General features: G+C 73.5%; 14 protein-coding genes. 7 read left to right on the top strand and 7 right to left on the bottom strand.

The window, feature by feature from the left end; translation table 11 throughout:
• From ACFRQN_RS13040 to ACFRQN_RS13030, 3 genes are all read right to left on the bottom strand, one after another.
• Positions 1-320 (bottom strand): hypothetical protein (locus ACFRQN_RS13040; RefSeq protein ID WP_380740246.1); only part of this gene is annotated, 320 nt, incomplete at its 3' end.
• 233 nt (positions 321-553) lie between these two features.
• A complete protein-coding gene (locus tag ACFRQN_RS13035; RefSeq protein WP_082346227.1) occupies positions 554-1,741 on the bottom strand; it encodes a cell wall metabolism sensor histidine kinase WalK in 1,188 nt (395 codons plus the stop codon).
• 93 nt (positions 1,742-1,834) lie between these two features.
• The gene (locus ACFRQN_RS13030) at positions 1,835-2,572 is read right to left on the bottom strand and encodes a response regulator transcription factor (protein ID WP_181970677.1); all 738 of its coding nucleotides are present in this window, start codon (positions 2,570-2,572) and stop codon (positions 1,835-1,837) included.
• Positions 2,573-3,133: 561 nt separating this feature from the next.
• On the opposite strand from ACFRQN_RS13030, the gene ACFRQN_RS13025 reads away from it, so the two are divergent.
• From ACFRQN_RS13025 to ACFRQN_RS13010, 4 genes are all read left to right on the top strand, one after another.
• Complete coding sequence (locus ACFRQN_RS13025) at positions 3,134-3,901, top strand: rhomboid-like protein (protein WP_143204494.1); 768 nt, start codon at positions 3,134-3,136, stop codon at positions 3,899-3,901.
• A gap of 228 nt (positions 3,902-4,129) precedes the next feature.
• Positions 4,130-6,529, top strand: a complete 2,400-nt coding sequence (gene lon, locus ACFRQN_RS13020) for an endopeptidase La (RefSeq protein ID WP_380740244.1) — start codon at positions 4,130-4,132, stop codon at positions 6,527-6,529.
• A gap of 128 nt (positions 6,530-6,657) precedes the next feature.
• Positions 6,658-7,233, top strand: a complete 576-nt coding sequence (locus ACFRQN_RS13015) for a GtrA family protein (RefSeq protein ID WP_380740242.1) — start codon at positions 6,658-6,660, stop codon at positions 7,231-7,233.
• Positions 7,234-7,308: 75 nt separating this feature from the next.
• Positions 7,309-8,469 (top strand): ROK family protein, encoded by a 1,161-nt coding sequence (locus ACFRQN_RS13010; RefSeq protein ID WP_380740250.1) that lies wholly within the window; start codon positions 7,309-7,311, stop codon positions 8,467-8,469.
• Positions 8,470-8,550: 81 nt separating this feature from the next.
• Here ACFRQN_RS13010 and ACFRQN_RS13005 read toward each other — a convergent pair whose 3' ends face one another.
• Positions 8,551-9,591, bottom strand: coding sequence for an ABC transporter permease (locus ACFRQN_RS13005; protein WP_074001430.1), 1,041 nt, complete (start codon positions 9,589-9,591; stop codon positions 8,551-8,553).
• Positions 9,592-9,717: 126 nt separating this feature from the next.
• Here ACFRQN_RS13005 and ACFRQN_RS13000 point away from each other — a divergent pair, with 126 nt between their 5' ends.
• A complete protein-coding gene (locus ACFRQN_RS13000) occupies positions 9,718-10,167 on the top strand; it encodes a MarR family winged helix-turn-helix transcriptional regulator (protein WP_234348623.1) in 450 nt (149 codons plus the stop codon).
• A 153-nt stretch (positions 10,168-10,320) separates the two neighbouring features.
• Positions 10,321-11,874, top strand: coding sequence for an MDR family MFS transporter (locus tag ACFRQN_RS12995; RefSeq protein WP_049658083.1), 1,554 nt, complete (start codon positions 10,321-10,323; stop codon positions 11,872-11,874).
• Positions 11,875-11,973: 99 nt separating this feature from the next.
• On the opposite strand, the gene ACFRQN_RS12990 is transcribed toward ACFRQN_RS12995, so the two are convergent.
• A complete protein-coding gene (locus tag ACFRQN_RS12990) occupies positions 11,974-12,228 on the bottom strand; it encodes a hypothetical protein (protein WP_049658085.1) in 255 nt (84 codons plus the stop codon).
• Between the two features lie 26 nt (positions 12,229-12,254).
• Positions 12,255-13,433: an anion permease gene (locus ACFRQN_RS12985; RefSeq protein ID WP_380740239.1), complete on the bottom strand. Its 1,179-nt coding sequence runs from the start codon at positions 13,431-13,433 to the stop codon at positions 12,255-12,257.
• 336 nt (positions 13,434-13,769) lie between these two features.
• Here ACFRQN_RS12985 and ACFRQN_RS12980 point away from each other — a divergent pair, with 336 nt between their 5' ends.
• The gene (locus tag ACFRQN_RS12980; RefSeq protein ID WP_074001432.1) at positions 13,770-15,311 is read left to right on the top strand and encodes an NlpC/P60 family protein; all 1,542 of its coding nucleotides are present in this window, start codon (positions 13,770-13,772) and stop codon (positions 15,309-15,311) included.
• A gap of 70 nt (positions 15,312-15,381) precedes the next feature.
• Here the strand turns inward: ACFRQN_RS12980 and ACFRQN_RS12975 are convergent, their stop codons facing one another.
• Positions 15,382-17,661 (bottom strand): FdhF/YdeP family oxidoreductase, encoded by a 2,280-nt coding sequence (locus ACFRQN_RS12975; RefSeq protein ID WP_074001433.1) that lies wholly within the window; start codon positions 17,659-17,661, stop codon positions 15,382-15,384.
• Positions 17,662-17,816: the final 155 nt, after the last annotated feature.

Here is a 17,816-nt window from a genome sequence, read left to right as displayed (position 1 = left end):
GCCGGAGCCGGAGCCGGGGCGGCCGGCGCCGGAGCGGCCGGAGCCGGAGCGGCGGCGGGCGCGGCCGGAGCAGCGGCTGCGACGGCGGGCGCGGGGGCAGCGGCAGGGGTCGGCGCGGGGCCGGCCTGGGTCGCGGCCTGGGTCACTGGGGTCACCTCGGTACCGGGCTTGTAGTCGGCGAAAAAGTCCCACCAGGCTCGGTCGACCGAGTTCGGGTCCTGGAGGTACTGCTGGTAGATCTCGTCGACGAGCCACTCATTGGGGCCGAAGCCAGTGGAGCTTGCCGAGCTGTTGGGGGTTTCAGGGGACTGTGGCGACACGGCGGCAACCGCCCTCTTCCGCTTCCTTTTGGGATGTTTGGACAGCGGGGATTAAGGCTACGCCCCTGACCAGTGATCGCGCAGTCCCCGGGGCCCAGGCGTCGCCCAGATCACAGTGCTGACCTGCACTTTGGCTGAAAAAGTGCGTTAGAAAGCCGTATCTGAGGGGAACCGATCAGCGCCGAACAGGGGGCATACCGGGGCCAAAGCGGACAAAAACCCGGCCAAATCCTCTAACGATCTTCGTAGACCGCTGTGTCGGATCTGTGACAAATGTCCCGACCGTCGCTCTGACGCCGTGCGGGCAGCCGGACCTCGATCCGGCAGCCGCGCGGGGACTCGGCCACCGCGATCCGTCCGCCGTGCAGGTCCACCGCCCAGCGGGCGATGGCCAGGCCCAGTCCGGTGCCGCCGTCCGAGCCCGGTCCGGCGGCGGTCGCGGTGCCGCTGCGGCTGAACCGCTCGAAGACCCGGGAGCGGTCGGCCGGCGGGATGCCGGGGCCCTCGTCCTCGACCTCCAGCAGCAGGCCGCCCTCCTCGCCCTCCGGCCTCGCCCGCACCGTCACGGTGCCGCCGGGCGGGGAGTGCTTGCAGGCGTTGTCGACCAGGTTGGCGACCACCTGGTGGAGCCGTTCCGGGTCCGCCACGCCGGTCAGGCCGGTCGGGCTGACCTCCAGGGCCAGCCGGACGTCCCCGCGCCGGGAGAAGGCGCCGCCGGCCGTCGCGCCGTCCACGGTGACCCCGCGCAGCACGCCGTCCAGGAACTCGCGCACCTCGAAGGGGCGGGCGTCCAGGGCGACCACGCCGTCGTCGATCTTGGAGAGGTCGAGCAGGTGGGTGACCAGGCGGCCGAGCCGCTCGGTCTGCTCCAGGGCCGCCCCCAGGGTGGCCGGATTGGGCTGGACGACGCCGTCCACCACGTTCTCCAGGACGGCGCGCAGCGCGGCGATCGGTGTGCGCAGTTCGTGCGAGACGTTGGCGACCAGCTCGCGGCGGTGCCGGTCGGCGGCCTGGAGGTCGGCGGCCATGGCGTTGAAGGCGGCCGCCAGCTCGCCGATCTCGTCGCGCGAGTTCACCTCGACCCGGCGGCTGTAGTCGCCGGAGGCCATCGCGCGGGCGGCGGCCGTCATCTCGCGCAGGGGGGCGGTCAGCCCGTGCGCGAGGAACTGCATGAAGAGCAGTGAGGCGATCATGGAGAAGACCATGATGATCCGGATCTGGGTCTCGGACCGGATCGCCACGACCACCATCCCGGTGGCCAGGCACACGGAGACGATCACGAGCAGGGTGAGCTTGCCCTTGATCGAGCGGACCGGGTCGAGCGGCCGGATGTCGGCCCAGACCCGGCGGGCGGCACGGGCGGCCAGGTTCTGCGGCCGCGTGTCGGCGGATTCCCCGTTGCGTTGCTGTGGAAAGGTCATCGGTTCCTTGTGGTCCCCGCGGTGTCGGCCCGCGTGGTGGCACGGCGTCGTCCGGGCTGCGGGCCCCCCGGTGGCCCGTCGCCCTGGGAGGCCCTAGGAGAGCGGGGCCTCCAGCGCGTATCCGACACCGTGGACGGTGCGGATCCAGCTGGCGCCGATCTTCCGGCGCAGCGCCTTGACGTGGCTGTCCACCGTGCGGGTGCCGGAGGCGTCGGTCCAGTCCCAGACCTCGGCCAGCAGCTGCTCGCGGGTGAGCACGGCGCGCGGCTGGGCGGCCAGGCAGGCGAGCAGGTCGAACTCGGTCGGCGTCAGGTGGACGTCGCCCGAGGCCAGCCGGACCCGGCGCTGCACGTGGTCGATCTCCAGCTCGCCGAACCGCAGGCTGCCCAGCGCGGGCGTGCGGGCGGCCTGCTGGGCGCGCTCGACGCGGCGCAGCAGGACGTTGACGCGGGCGGCCAGTTCGCGCATCGAGAACGGCTTGGTCATGTAGTCGTCCGCGCCGACGCCGAGGCCGACCAGCAGGTCCGTCTCGTCGTCGCGGGCGGTCAGCATCAGCACCGGCACCGGGCGCTGGGCCTGGATCCGGCGGCACACCTCCAGGCCGTCGAAGCCGGGCAGCATGATGTCGAGGACCACCAGGTCCGGCTGCCAGGTGTGGAAGCCGTCGACCGCGCCGGGGCCGTCGTGGGCCACGGCGACCTTGAAGCCCTCGGCGCCCAGCCGGGCGGCGATCGACTCGGCGATCGTGGGCTCGTCCTCCACCACCAGGACTCTGCGCTGGCTGCTCACAGTGCCGCCGGCGTTGTGGTTGTCCTGCTGAATCTCTGTCACGGTCACGCCACCGCCCCCAGGGCTGCGGGCCGGCCACCTGTGGGGATGGCGGGGCTCCGCTCGTAGTCTTGTTCCGTCGTGGACTGTGCCGGGTCCGCCGTCCCGTCGCGCGATCGGGAGCCGAGGACGGATGGTCGGCCGCCCACTTCTCCCGCGCACTTCGCAGCGTACGGACAGCGGATGCTTCCCGGCAGGTGGACCGGACGTTTCCGGCCCGTGGGCCGGCTGTCGGGCCGCCCTCGGACCCACTGCACGAGTGGGCACGGGCCGATACCTTACCCGTCGAATTTTCTCTGCGTAACGGTACGTATGCAGTGCAGTTGACGCCAAGTCGCCGGTCAGAGGCCCTGGTGCCCCGTTTATGGGGAGAAGGTCTGGACCAATGTCGGGAATCCGGCGGTCCGCTACGGCGACGGTCTTCACGGGCTTCTTTCAGGTGCCTCTCAGAACCTCGACGTACCGTGGCCACGTGAGCGCCCGGCCGGGCGGAATCCGCGGCGCGCGCCGGTACGTTGGGCATCCGGCGGGGAGCCGGTGGCTGCGGCGTGGAGCGGAGGCGGCATGGCGGGACTCGGGCGGGGTGCCGACGGGTACGGGAGTGCGGGGGCGCCGTACGGAATGCTCCGCCTCGGGCTGCGCACCGGCGTCCTGGAATGGCTGCTGGAACGGGTGCCGACGCCCCGGAGAACGCCCTTCACGCTCGGGTACCTCGCCGTCGTGGGAGCCACCACGACCTTCGCCAGGCTCGCCGATCCGGAACTCGTCCAGCGTCTGCAGGAGGCCTCCAGTTCGGACGGCCACAACCTGCTCCAGCATCCTTTGCGCGCCCTTGTGCTGAGCGGGTTCTGGGTGGCCGGCGAGGTGTGGATGCCGTACCTGTGGGGATTCGCCCTCACCCTCGCCCCGCTGGAGCGCAGGGTCGGCCCGGCCCGGGCCGCGGCGGTGTTCGCGGCCGGGCATGTCGCGGCGACGCTGCTCTCCCAGGGGGTGGTGATCACCGCGGTGGAGACCGGGCGGATGGCGCCCGAGGCGATGGACTACCTGGACATCGGGGTCAGCTACGGCGTGCTCGCCTGCCTGGGCGCGGTGGCCGGGCTGCTCTCCTGGCGCGGGCGGCTGCTCGCGCTGGGCGGCGCCGGGCTGATGATCGCCGAGCAGATCGCCACCGACAAGGACGTGATCACCGGGGTGGGGCACCCGGCCGCGGTGCTGACCGGGGTCGCGCTGTGGCGCTGGCTGCGCCGGGCCGAGCGGCGCCCGCCCCGGCCGCGCCCGGCCGCCGCGACGGCCGCGGGCGGTGCGCCCGCGCGGGTGCGTGCGGCGCGCTGACGCCTGTGCGTTAGGCGCGTCTACGCCGTCGCCCGGTCGGACCTCCCCGGACTCGCGGGGCTCCCCGTCGGGACTTTTCGAGGCGTGTCCGGTGCTCTTTTGACGAAGTCGGGTGCCGCGCTTTCCCCGCCGATTCCTGTTCGCTCATGGCGAACAGGGGGCCGGGAACATCCGGCGCCCGTGAAGCCTTAGTCAGGTCGACTCAAGTTCACTGACTGGGGAGAGATCATGGCATCGACGTCCACACCGCTCACCCTGCCCGTGCTGCCGCTCGACGACGAGGTCGTCCTGCCGGGCATGGTCGTCCCGCTGGACCTGAAGGACACCGAGGTGCGCGCCGCCGTCGAGGCCGCCCGGGCCGCCGCCACCGGCGCCGGCAAGCCGCAGGTCCTGCTGGTCCCGCGGGTGGACGGCTCGTACGCGGCGGCCGGCACGCTGGCCACCGTGGAGCAGGTCGGCCGGCTGGCCGACGGGGAGCCGGCCGCGCTGGTGCGCGCCGTGCGCCGGGTCCGGATCGGGGTCGGCACCACCGGCCCCGGCGCCGCCCTCTGGGTGGAGACCACGCTGTTCACGGAGTCCTCGGTGGGCACCCCGGTGGCCGGCCGGGCCGCCGAGCTGGTCAAGGAGTACAAGGCGCTGTCCACCCAGTGGCTGCGCAGGCGCGGCGCCTGGCAGATCGTCGACCGGGTGGCGCAGATCGAGGGCGTCGGCGAGCTCGCCGACAACATCGGCTACGCGCCCTTCGCCACCGCCGAGCAGAAGCTCAAGGTGCTGCTGGAGGCCGACCAGGTCGCCCGCCTGGAGTACGCGCTCGCCCTGCTGCGCGACCACCTCGCCGAGGAGGAGGTCAACGACACCATCCGCAAGGACGTCGAGGAGGGCGTGGCCAAGCAGCAGAAGGAGTTCCTGCTCCGCCGCCAGCTGGAGGCCGTCCGCAAGGAGCTGGCCGAGCTGAACGGCGACCCGGCCGACGAGGAGGGCGACTACCGCGCCCGGGTCGAGGCCGCCGACCTGCCGGAGAAGGTCCGCGAGGCCGCGCTCAAGGAGGTCGACAAGCTGGAGCGCTCCTCCGACCAGTCGCCCGAGGGCTCCTGGATCCGCACCTGGCTGGACACCGTCCTGGAGCTGCCCTGGAACGAGCGCACCGAGGACGCGTACGACATCGCCGGCGCCCGCGCGGTGCTGGACGCCGACCACGCCGGCCTGGCCGACGTGAAGGAGCGGATCGTCGAGTACCTGGCCGTCCGCAAGCGCCGGGCCGACCAGGGGCTCGGGCTGATCGGCGGCCGCCGCGGGGGAGCGGTGCTGGCCCTGGTCGGGCCGCCCGGAACGGGAAAGACCTCGCTCGGAGAATCGGTGGCCCGCGCCATGGGCCGGAAGTTCGTCCGGGTCGCGCTCGGCGGCGTCCGGGACGAGGCGGAGATCCGCGGCCACCGGCGCACCTACGTCGGCGCGCTGCCCGGCCGGCTGGTGCGGGCGATCAAGGAGGCCGGCTCGATGAACCCGGTCGTCCTGCTCGACGAGATCGACAAGGTCGGCTCCGACTACCGGGGCGACCCGGCCGCCGCCCTGCTGGAGGTGCTGGACCCGGCGCAGAACCACACCTTCCGGGACCACTACCTGGAGGTCGAGCTCGACCTCTCCGACGTCGTCTTCCTCGCCACCGCCAACGTGCTGGAGTCCATCCCCGGGCCGCTGCTCGACCGGATGGAGCTGGTCCGGCTGGACGGCTACACCGAGGACGAGAAGGTCGTCATCGCCCGCGACCACCTGCTCCCGCGCCAGCTGGAGAAGGCCGGTCTGGGCGGCGGGCAGGTCACCGTGGACGAGCCGGCGCTGCGCAGGCTCGCCGGGGAGTACACCCGGGAGGCGGGCGTCCGCACCCTGGAGCGCTCGATCGCCCGGGTGCTGCGCAAGATCGCCGCACAGGCAGAGCTGGGCGAGCGCGAGCTGCCCGCCGCGGTCGGCGCCGAGGACCTGCGCGCCCTGATCGGCCGGCCGCACCACGTGCCGGAGTCCGCCCAGGAGCCGGCCGAGCGCCGTACCGCCGTCCCCGGCGTGGCCACCGGCCTCGCGGTGACCGGCGCCGGCGGCGACGTCCTCTACATCGAGGCCTCGCTGGCCGACGCCGAGACCGGCGGCACCGGGCTGACCCTCACCGGGCAGCTGGGCGACGTGATGAAGGAGTCCGCGCACATCGCGCTCTCCTACCTGCGCTCGCGCGGCGCCGAGCTGGAGCTGCCGGTCACCTCGCTGCGCGACCGCGGCGTGCACCTGCACATCCCGGCCGGGGCCATCCCCAAGGACGGGCCGAGCGCCGGCATCACCATGACCACGGCGCTGGCCTCGCTGCTCTCCGGGCGCAAGGTGCGCACCGACGTGGCGATGACCGGCGAGGTGTCGCTGACCGGGCGGGTGCTGCCGATCGGCGGGGTGAAGCAGAAGCTGCTCGCCGCCGACCGGGCCGGGGTCACCACGGTGATCATCCCCAGGCGCAACGAGGCAGACCTGGACGACGTCCCGGCCGAGGTGCTGGAGCGGCTCACCGTCCACCCGGTGGCGGACGTCCGGGAGGTGCTGGAGCTGGCGCTGGAGCCGGCCGGGGCCGCGGTGCTGGTCGCCGCCTGACCGGCTCGCCCCGGCCGCCGCCCGGCCGCCGCGGCCGCCCGAGCGGCGGTCCGGGCGGCCCGTCGGCGCCCCGCGGGGCCGCGGCGGTCTGCGGGGCCGACGGCACCCCCGCGTGCGAGACTGCGGAGATGCCGTCCCCCACGCAGCGGGCCCTGGCCCGGGTGCCCGCGCGGCTGCGCCCGTTCCTGGTGCGGCACCGCCGGCTGGTGAAGTTCCTGCTGGTCGGGAGCGGCTGCTTCGCGCTCACCACGGTGATCGACTTCGAGCTCAAGTTCACCGTGCTGGAGCACAAGCCGGTGGTCGCGCTGACCGTCGCGACGGTGATCGGCACCGTCGTCTCGTACGTGCTGAACCGCCGCTGGGCCTTCCGGGCCCTGCGGGCCGACGGCAGGCGGCGCGAGGTGCTGGCGTTCGTCCTGGTCAGCGCGGTGGCGATCGCCGTCAACGACGTGCCGCTGGCGGTCTCCCGGTACCTCCTGGACCTGCGCGAGCCGTACGTCGACCCGCTCCGGCAGGAGGTCGCGGACTTCCTCAGCGGGATGGTCGTCGGCACCTTCGTGGCGATGCTGTTCCGCTACTGGGCGATCCGGCGGTGGGTCTTCCCGCCCGCCGGGACGGCCCCGGCCGAGCCCGTCCCGGTGCCGACGACGGTGCCCCCGGAACCCGGCTACGCTGCACCCGAGATGCCACGGGATGTGCCGTAAGGACGTAAAAGGGGCGAGGTGAGCCTTGTGCACGAGTCCGACCCCGCCCGGACCGGGCCCGCCAGCCAGCAGGGGATGCGCCGGGCCAACCTGGCCCTGGTGCTCGGGACGATCGCGAGCGGGCCGCGCTCGCGCGCCGAGGTGGCCGCCAGGACGGGGCTGACCAGGGCCGCCGTCTCCTCGCTGGCCGAACAGCTGATCGCCGCCGGCCTGGTGGTCGAGGAGGGCCCCGCCGCGCCCAGCGGCAAGGTCGGCCGCCCCGGCACCGCCCTCGGCCTCAACCCGGCCGGGCCCGGCGGCCTCGGCGCCGAGATCGGCGTGCGGCACCTGGGCGCCTGCGTGGTCGACCTGCGCGGGGAGGTCCGCGGCTGGCGGCGCCGGGAGGTCTCCAACCACGGCCGCGAGCCCGCCGCCGTGATGGCCGACCTCGCCCACCTGCTGCACGAGGCCGTCGCCGAGTCGGGGCTGCGCCCGGCCGCCCTCACCCTGGCCGTGCCCGGGCTGGTCGGCGGCTCCGGCGGGATGCTCCAGCGGGCCGCCAACCTGGGCTGGCAGGACGTCCCGCTGGCCGCCGCCCTGCGCCCCGCGCTGCGGACGGCCGGGGGCGGCCTGGCCGACCTGCCGATCGAGGCGGACAACGAGGCCAACCTCGGCGGACTGGCCGAGCGCTGGCTGGGCGAGGGCCCGGAGGACTTCCTGTACGTCTCCGCCGAGGCCGGGGTCGGCGCGGCGATCGTGGTCGGCGGCCGGCTGCTGCGCGGGGCGGGCGGCTTCGCCGGGGAGTTCGGCCACGTGCCGGTCCACCCCGACGGGCCCCGCTGCGCCTGCGGGGCGCACGGCTGCCTGGAGCAGTACGCGGGCGAGGCGGCGGTGCTGCGGGCGGCCGGCCTGACCGGGGCCCGCGGCGACTGGGTGGCCCTGCTCGCCGACCGCGCCGGGGCCGGGGACGCGGCCGCCCGCGCGGCGTTGGCCGGGGCCGGTACGGCGCTCGGCACCGCGGCCGCCGGCGCGGTCAACCTGCTGGACCCGGCCGAGGTGGTGCTGGGCGGCGGCTACGCCCGGCTGGCGCCCTGGCTGCTGCCCGCTATGCGGGCCGAGCTGGCCGCCCGGGTGACGGTGCGGCCCTGGTCGGAGGAGCGGCTGACGGTCTCCCGGCTGGGCCGCCGGGGCCCGCTGCTGGGCGCGGCGGTGCGGGTCGTCCGGGCCGTCGTGGCCGACCCGGGCCCGGTCGGGTAGCGGCGGGGCCCGGCGGCAACGCGGCCGAGCCCCCGGCCGTGGCGGCCGGGGGCTCGGTGACGAGCGGGAGGAGTGCGGGGCTCAGCTCTCGGTGGCGGCCAGTTCGCGGCCGCCGGAGCGCGGGCCGCGCAGCACGGCCAGCAGGGCGACGCCGATGCCGATCAGCGCCCAGACCACCATGACCAGGATCGGCAGCCCCAGGTTGGTGGAGCCGAAGTAGGCGACCGACTTGGTGGCGGTGGTACCGGCGCCGTTGGGGATCCAGGAGCCGATCGCCCGCCAGAACGGCGGCGTCATCGGCGCCGGGTAGACCCCGCCCGCGCTCGGGTTGCCGAGCACCACGAAGATCAGCACCGCGACGCCGATCCCGAGGATGTCGAACAGGCACTGCAGCGCCATGGTGAACGCGCCGACCGTGAACACCACCAGGGCGCCGATGGCGCTCAGTCCGAGGACCGAGCCCGGCAGGGCGTCCAGCACCGGCCCGGCGATCACCGTGCCGAGGACGCCGGCGCCGACCGAGTACACCGCGAGGACGCCGAGGCGGATCAGCAGGCGGTGGGTGTTGGCCGGCTTGGAGCCCGCGCTGATGCCCAGGATCGAGGCGACCAGGTAGCCGCCGACGCACCAGCCGATCACCAGGTAGAAGGCGGAGAGGCCGTTGGTGTCGCCCTTGGCGAGCGGCACCACGTCGTGGACCTTGACCGTACGGCCCTGGGACTGGTCGATCGCGGTGGTGATGGACTCGGCGGCCTTGGCGGCGGAGGTGCCGCGGGCGCTGCCGACCAGCAGGGTGTCCTGGGTGGAGGTCGGGTCCACGACCAGTGCGGCGTAGAGCTTCTGGTCCTTGATCAGCTGGGTCGCCGTCTCGGCGTCCGGCGCGGTGCTGGCGCGGACGGCGTCGTTCGGCACCGACTCCAGCGCGCCGACCAGCTTGGGGGCGACCTGCGGCGGGGCGACCACCGCGATGGAGAGGTTCTGCGGGGCGGGCTTGTGCAGCGCCCCGATGTAGGAGGTGATGAAGCCGAGCTGGAGCAGCAGCACGCCGATCACGAGCAGTGCCGCGCGCGGGGTGACCGCGCTCTTCAGTTCGGCGATGAAACCCTGCCCCGGGGCTGCCATCCACATCTCCTCGTGTAATGGGGAAAAACGGTACTTCCAGAACCGATACTTCATACCATGAAGTAGTTGGCTTGTCGCACCGGCCGCGCCGGGCCGCCGCCGGCGTCGCTGCGCGATACTGGCGCGGTGAGTGACGAGGAATCCCTGGTGGCGGTGGAGCGCGAGGTCGCGCTGATGTTCCGACGGGGCCGGGCCAGAGTGGCGGAACTCTCACGGCGGGTGCACCCCGGGCTGGAGGGGATGGCGTACAGCCTGCTCGGCTACATCGAGCAGGCCGGGCCGGTGCGGGTGACCGACGTCGGCGCGCACTTCTCGGTCGGCAAGGCGACGGTGAGCCGGCAGGTCCGGACGCTGGAGGAGCTGGGCCTGGTGGCCCGGGAGACGGACCCGCTGGACCGCCGGGCCGCGCTGGTCTCGCTCACCGAGGACGGGCGGCGGCGCTACCTGGCCGCGCAGGGCGTCCGGATGCGGCGGGTGCGCGAGGTGATGGGCGGCTGGTCGCCGGAGGACGTGACCCGTTTCGCGGAGCTGCTGCACCGCTTCAACGACGTGCTGGGGGAGTCGGCGGCCGACTGATCGGGCGGTCCCCGGCGGTGCGACAGGGCCCGTAGCTGCGGGTTTTACTTGCCCTTGAAGAAAGTTGCCTTATTCAACCATCTCGTTTTATGGTTGCTTACGGCAACGAAATTTCATGATCCGCGCATCCCGCCCGCCCGCCGAAGGACCCAGATGACCGTGACCACCGAGGCCGCGAGCGGAACCGCCGCCGCGGCCGACAGTCCCCAGATGACGCACCGGCAGGTGATGGAGGCGCTCTCCGGCCTGCTGCTCGGCCTGTTCGTGGCCGTGCTCTCCTCGACCGTCGTCTCCAACGCCCTGCCGCACATCCTGGCCGACCTGCACGGCGGCCAGTCCGCGTACACCTGGGTGATCACCGCGGCCCTGCTCACCCTCACCGCCTCCACCCCGATCTGGGGCAAGCTCTCCGACCTCGTCAGCAAGAAGCTGCTGCTCCAGATCGCCCTGCTGATCTACATCGGCACCTCGGCGCTGGCCGGCCTCTCGCAGAACACCGGCGAGCTGATCGCCTGCCGCGCGCTCCAGGGCGTCGGCGCCGGCGGTGTCGTGGCGCTCGGCCAGATCTGCCTGGCCGCGATGGTCCCGCCGCGCGAGCGCGGCCGGTACAGCGGCTACTTCGGCGCGGTCTTCGCGCTCGCCACCATCGGCGGGCCGCTGATCGGCGGCGTCATCGTGGACACCTCCTGGCTGGGCTGGCGCTGGTGCTTCTACGTCGGCATCCCGTTCGCGCTGGTCGCGATCCTGGTGGTGCAGCGCACCCTCAAGCTGCCGCTGGTCAAGCGCAAGGCGAAGATCGACTACCTGGGCGCGCTGGTCATCACCGCCTCGGTCAGCCTGCTGATGATCTGGATCACCCTGGCCGGCAAGAACTACGCCTGGCTGTCCTGGCAGACCGCGGCCATGGTCGGCGGCGGCCTGGTGCTGGGCGTCCTGGCCGTCGTGATCGAGCGCCGCGCCGCCGAGCCGATCATCCCGCCGAGCCTCTTCAAGTACCGCACCGTCACCCTGGCCGCCATCGCCAGCGTGCTGGTCGGCGTCGGGATGTACGGCGCGACCACCTTCCTCAGCCAGTACTTCCAGCTGGCCCGCGCCAAGTCCCCGACCATGGCCGGCCTGATGACCCTGCCGATGATCCTCGGCCTGGCGGTCTCCTCCGCGGTGGCCGGCCGGCTGATCACCAAGTACGGCAAGTGGAAGGCCTACCTGGTCTCCGGCACCGCGCTGCTCGCCATCGGCTTCGGCCTGCTGGGCACCGCCCGGGCCGACACGAACTACGCGCTGCTCTCCCTCTACATGGCGATCACCGGCGTCGGCCTCGGCCTGACCAGCCAGAACCTGGTGCTCGCGGTGCAGAACACGGTGCCCCGGCACGAGCTCGGCGCGGCCAGCTCGGTGGTCACCTTCTTCCGCACCATGGGCGGCGCGATGGGCGTCTCCGCGCTCGGCGCGCTGATGACCAACAAGGTCGGCCACTACCTGGCCGAGAACCTGGCCGCGGCGCACGTCCCGGCCTCGCCCGCGGCGACCGGCGGCGGCATCCCGGACCTGGCCAAGCTGCCGGCCCCGATCGTGCCGCTGGTGACGGACGCCTTCGGCCACGGCGTCGGCACCGTCTTCCTGTGGGCCGCCCCGTTCGCGGCGCTGGCCTTCGTCACCGTCCTCTTCATCCGGGAGACCGTGCTGAGGACCACCCAGGAGGGCTGACCGGCCGGCGGGACCGACCGCGGGCAGGGATGCGCGAACGGGCCGGGGAGCGTGGAGACACTCCCCGGCCCGTTCCGTCGTGCGCGGCGCGTGCGGTGGCTAGTGGCCGGCGATCAGGGACAGCCCGTAGAGGACGACCCCGCCGCACAGGGCGAAGCAGACGTACGCGCCGGCCAGGGCCAGCCGCCCGCCGCCCGCGGCCCCGGCGGTGCCCTCGCCCGTACCGGCGGCGCTCACCGCGGCCTCGCGGCGGGACAGCGCCAGGATGCCGAGCGCGAAGACGGCGACCACGGCGACGGTGATGCCGAAGCTGAGACCGGCGGTCTGGGCCAGGGCGTTCCACTTGATGTGCATGGTGAGTGCTCCTCAGCCGGTGGCGCTCAGGCCGCGACGGTGGTCGAGGCGGGGGTGGGGGTGTTCGCGGTACCGGCCGGTGCGACCTCGACCGGGGTGACGTCGACGTCGTTGACGTTGTCCGCGCCGACCGGCTGGCGGCGGGAGATCACCCACATCGCGGCCGCGCCGGCCACCAGCACGACGCCGACCAGGGCGACGCCCCAGCTGCCCTGCTCGGCCAGCAGGGCGGCGCCGCCGGAGACCACCGCGGCGGCCGGCAGGGTCAGGCCCCAGGTGTAGACCATGCGGCGGACCAGGCTCCAGCGCAGCTCGCCCTTCGGGCCGCCGAGGCCGGCGCCCATGATGCCGCCGGAGCAGACCTGGGTGGTGGAGAGGCCGAAGCCCATGTGCGAGGAGGTCAGGATGACGGTCGCGGCGGCCGACTCGGAGGCGAAGCCCTGCGGCGGGCGGATGTCCGCCAGGCCCTTGCCCATCGAGCGGATGATCCGCCAGCCGCCCATGTAGGTGCCGAGCGCGATCGCCGCGCCGGCGGAGACGATCACCCAGGTGGGGGGCAGCGCGCCGTGCGGCAGGGCGCCGACCGAGACCAGGGTCAGGGTGATGATGCCCATCGTCTTCTGGGCGTCGTTGGTGCCGTGCGCGAGCGAGATCAGCGAGGAGGAGAAGACCTGGCCGGTCTTGAAGCCCTTCTCGGTGGTCGCGGTGTTGCCCTTGCGGGTGATCGCGTAGGCCAGCTTGGTGGCGCCCCAGGAGGCCAGTCCGGCGACGAAGGGGGACGCGACGGCCGGGATGAGGATCTTGGTGACCACGGTGTCGAAGTTGACGCCGCTCGTGCCGACGCCGACGATCGTGGCGCCGATCAGGCCGCCGTACAGGGCGTGCGAGGAGCTGGACGGCAGGCCGCGCAGCCAGGTCAGCAGGTTCCAGAGGATCGCGCCGGCCAGGGCGGCGAAGATGATCTCGGGATGGACGCCGGCCTTCTCGTTGACGATGCCGCCGGAGATGGTGGTGGCGACCTTCACGGACAGGAACGCGCCCGCGAAGTTGAGCAGGGCCGCGATGGTGACCGCGACCTTCGGACGAAGGGCCCCGGTCGCGATCGCGGTGGCGGCCGCGTTGGCGGTGTCGTGGAACCCGTTGGTGAAGTCGAAGGCGAGCGCCGTGATGATCACAACGGCTACCAGGAACGAGATGTGTTCCATACCCAAACAATCGTCGTAGTTGTCGCACGGACGTTGGTGACGTCGCGACCGTAGGTCTGCTTGGTAAACGGAAGGTGAACTGGGTCGGGAATCGTGGTTCCAATGGTTGACTCGCAGTGACCACTGGGTTTCGTCGGGGTGACATACGGCGCGCTGAGCAGGACATTAGCGAAGAACGCGCCGGTTCGACCCGGTTTGCTGAGAGCTGTCTCACAGGTCAATCGAGAATTAACCTCCCAGTCCGCATGCGCCCTGTTTCCGGTGAGTAACCCGTGGGAGGATCTGCGGGATCCGGGAAGCCGGGACAGGGGCAGTGCGCGGCGGGGAGGACCAGTCATGGGCGGGGCGGGACAGAGAGCGGAGACGGCACGCGTACGGCCCTGGGTACGGGCGGCACTGCGCTGCGGAGCCGTCCTCGCGGCCGCGGCGCTCGCGCTGCCGGTCGGCGCGGCGGCCGCCTGGGCCGCACCCGACCCGGGAGCCGGGCAGGTCGTCGCCGGCGCGGACCCGCTCGCCGACGCCAAGGCCACCCTCGGCCCGCTGCTCGACCGGCTGCACGCGCTGTACCAGAGTGCCGAGGCCGCCACCGAGCAGTACAACGGCGCCGTCGCCAAGGCGGCGGAGCAGCAGACCTCGCTCACCGACCTCCAGGGCCGGCAGGACCGCCAGCAGAAGCAGGTCGACGCCGGCACCGACATCGCCTCCCAGCTCGCCGCCGCGCAGTACCGCAACGGGTCCGCCTCGGCCTACGCCGAGCTGCTGCTCTCCAAGGACCCGTACGAGGCGGTCGTCATCGCCGAGCTGCTCGCCTCGGCCAGCCGCTCGCAGTCGGAGTTCCTGGACAAGCTGAAGAGCGACCGGGACGCGCTGGACGGGCTGAAGAAGCAGACCGAGGAGGCGCTGAAGACCTCCCAGGCGCTGGTCGCCCAGCAGGACGCGGCCAAGGCCAAGGCCGCCTCCGACCTGGCCGCCGTCGAGCAGACGGTCGCCACCCTGACCGGCGCCCAGCGGGCCGAGCTGGAGCAGCTGGAGAAGGCCAAGGCGGACGAGGCGCAGCTCGCGTTCCTCGCCTCCGGGGCGCTCGGCAAGGGCGAGCGCACGCCCTCCCAGCAGGGGCGCGGGGCCATCGCCTTCGCGCTGGCGCAGGTGGGCAAGCCGTACCTGTGGGGCGGCACCGGCCCGGACGCCTACGACTGCTCGGGCCTCACCTCGCAGGCCTGGCTGCACGCCGGCCGGCCGATCCCGCGCACCAGCCAGGAGCAGTGGGCGCAGCTGCCGCACGTGGCGCTCAACCAGCTGCGGCCCGGCGACTTGGTGGTGTACTTCCAGGACGCCTCGCACATCGGGATGTACATCGGCGGCGGGCTGATCGTGCAGGCGCCGCGGCCCGGGGCGTTCATCAAGATCTCGCCGATCGGCTCGATGCCGATCCTCGGCGCCGTCCGTCCGGACCCGACCGGTGCGGCGGACGAGGCCGGCGGCGCCTGGAAGGTGCCCGACCTCCCGGCGAACTGGGACTCCGTGACGCCGATCGCGCCGAGCCCGGCCAACCAGGTGCCGGCCCCGCCGGCCACGGGCGGCACGGTGACGCCGCCGGCCGTGCCGGGCACGCCGACCGACCCGGGCACGCCGAGCACGCCGGGCGGGACCGGTACGCCGACCGACCCGGGGACGCCGACCGGCGGCACGCCGACCACGACCCCGACCACGACCCCGACCGGGACGCCGACCGGGCCGGGCACCCCGAGCGGGACCGGCACGCCCACCCCGACCGGGACGGGCACCCCGACGGGGAGCCCGAGCGGCACCGGTTCGGCGACCGCCACGGCCGCGGGCAGTGCGACGGCGACGCTGCCGCTGGGCACCCCGACGCACTGACGCGCCGATCAGGCCACGAGGAGGCCGCCCCACGTCACCGGACGCGGGGCGGCCTTCGCGGTGCTCGGGGTTACGCGCCGCTGTCGGGGGCGAAGCGGATCACGACCGCCTTGGAGGTCGGGGTGTTGCTGATGTCGGCGGTGGAGTCCAGCGGCACCAGCACGTTGGTCTCGGGGTAGTAGGCCGCCGCGCCGCCGCGGGCGACGGGGTAGTGGACGACCCGGAAGTGCGGGGCGCGGCGCTCCACCCCGTCGCTCCACTCGCCGACCAGGTCGACGTACCCGCCGTCGGTCAGCCCCAGCTCCTCGGCGTCCGCGGGGTTGACCAGGACCACCCGGCGGCCGCCCTTGATGCCGCGGTAGCGGTCGTCGAGGCCGTAGATCGTGGTGTTGTACTGGTCGTGCGAGCGCAGGGTCTGGAGCAGCAGCCGGCCCGGCGGGACCTCGGGGGCGGTCAGCGGGTTGACGGAGAAGTTGGCCTTCCCGGTCGCGGTCGGGAAGGTGCGGGTGTCCCGGGGGCCGTGCGGCAGGGTGAAGCCGCCGGGGCGGCGGACCTTCTCGTTGAAGTCCTCGAAGCCCGGGACGACGCGGGCGATCCGGTCCCGCAGGGTGTCGTAGTCGGTGGCGAAGTCCTCCCACGGCACGGTGTCCCGCGGCCCGAGCACGGTGCGGGCCAGCCGGCAGACGATCGCGGTCTCGGAGAGCAGGCCGGGGGCGGGCGGGCGCAGGCCGCCGCGCGAGGCGTGCACCTGGCCCATCGAGTCCTCGACGCTGACGAACTGGGCGCCGCGTGCGCTGACGTCCCGGTCGGTGCGGCCGAGGGTGGGCAGGATCAGGGCGCGGGCGCCGGTGACCACGTGCGAGCGGTTGAGCTTGGTGGAGACGTGGACGGTCAGCCGGCAGTTGCGCATCGCGGCCTCGGTGACCTCGGTGTCCGGGGTGGCCGCGACGAAGTTGCCGCCCATCGCGAAGAAGACCCCGATCCGGCCGTCGCGCATGGCGCGGATGGTGTCCACCGAGTCGAGGCCGTGCTCGCGCGGCGGCTCGAAGCCGAACTCCCGGCCCAGGGCGTCCAGGAAGGCGTCGCCGGGGCGCTCGAAGATGCCCATCGTCCGGTCGCCCTGGACGTTGCTGTGCCCGCGCACCGGGCAGACCCCGGCGCCGGGGCGGCCGACGTTGCCGCGCAGCAGCAGGAAGTTGACCACCTCGCGGATGGTCGGCACGGCGTGCTTGTGCTGGGTGAGGCCCATCGCCCAGCAGACGATGATCTTCTCGGACTTCAGTACCAGCCGGCCGAGCTCCTCGATCTGCTCCCAGGGCAGGCCGGTCGCGGCGAGCACCTCGGCGCGGTCGGTCCGCCGCGCCTGGGCCTCGAACTCCTCGAAGCCGTAGCAGTGTTCGGCGACGAAGTCGCGGTCGACGCCGTCCTGCTCCAGGACGATCCGGTTCAGCGCGCGGAACAGCGCGAGGTCCCCGCCGAGGCGGATCTGCAGGAAGAGGTCGGTCAGCTTGGTGCCGTGGCCGACCAGGCCGCGCGCGTGCTGCGGGTTCTTGAACCGCTCCAGGCCGGCCTCCGGCAGCGGGTTGACGCTGACGATCGTGGCGCCCGCCCGCTTGGCGCGCTCCAGCGCGGAGAGCATCCGGGGGTGGTTGGTGCCCGGGTTCTGGCCGGCCACGATGATCAGGTCGGCCTGGTAGAGGTCCTTCAGGCTGACGCTGCCCTTGCCGACGCCGAGCGTCTCGGTGAGCGCCGAGCCGGAGGACTCGTGGCACATGTTGGAGCAGTCCGGCAGGTTGTTGGTGCCGAGCCGGCGGGCGAACAGCTGGTACGCGAAGGCGGCCTCGTTGCTGGTCCGGCCGGAGGTGTAGAAGGCGGCGCCGTCCGGGGTGTCCAGGGCCTTCAGCTCCTCGGCGACGAGCGCGAAGGCGTCGTCCCAGGAGACCGGCGTGTAGTGGGTGGCGCCCTCGTCCAGCAGCATCGGCTGGGTGAGCCGGCCCTGCTGGCCCAGCCAGTAGCCGGAGCGCTCGGCCAGGTCGGCGACCGGGTGGGCGGCGAAGAACTCGGCGCGGACGCGGCGCTCGGTGGCCTCCTCGGCGACGGCCTTGGCGCCGTTCTCGCAGAACTCGGCGGTGTGCGGCTTGTCCGGCTCCGGCCAGGCGCAGCCGGGGCAGTCGAAGCCGTCCTGCTGGTTGACCTTGAGCAGGGTGGCCAGGGTGCGGCGGGCGCCCATCTGCTCGGCGGCCATCCGCAGGCTGTGGCCGACGGCGGGCAGCCCGGCGGCGGCGTGCTGGGGCGCGGACACCTCGGGGGCGTCCTGCGCCGGGTCGCTCTGCGGGGCCTGCTTGGCCATGGCCGCTCTCCTCGGGCTCTGCTGGTGCGTACCGCCGCCTTCGTGCGGGGGTTCGATTCCATCCTTCCACCTGGCCGGGGGCCGGGGGAGGGGGTGGGCGGGGAGGGGCGACGGCGGGGCGAAGGGCGGCGGCCGGCGTCGGTAGAGTCTGGGCG

Source organism: Kitasatospora sp. NPDC056800 (assembly GCF_042789775.1).
Taxonomy (GTDB): Bacteria; Actinomycetota; Actinomycetes; order Streptomycetales; family Streptomycetaceae; genus Kitasatospora.
The sequence above is the reverse complement of the archived record's forward strand: the minus strand, read 5'-3'. Positions and strand labels throughout refer to the sequence as shown.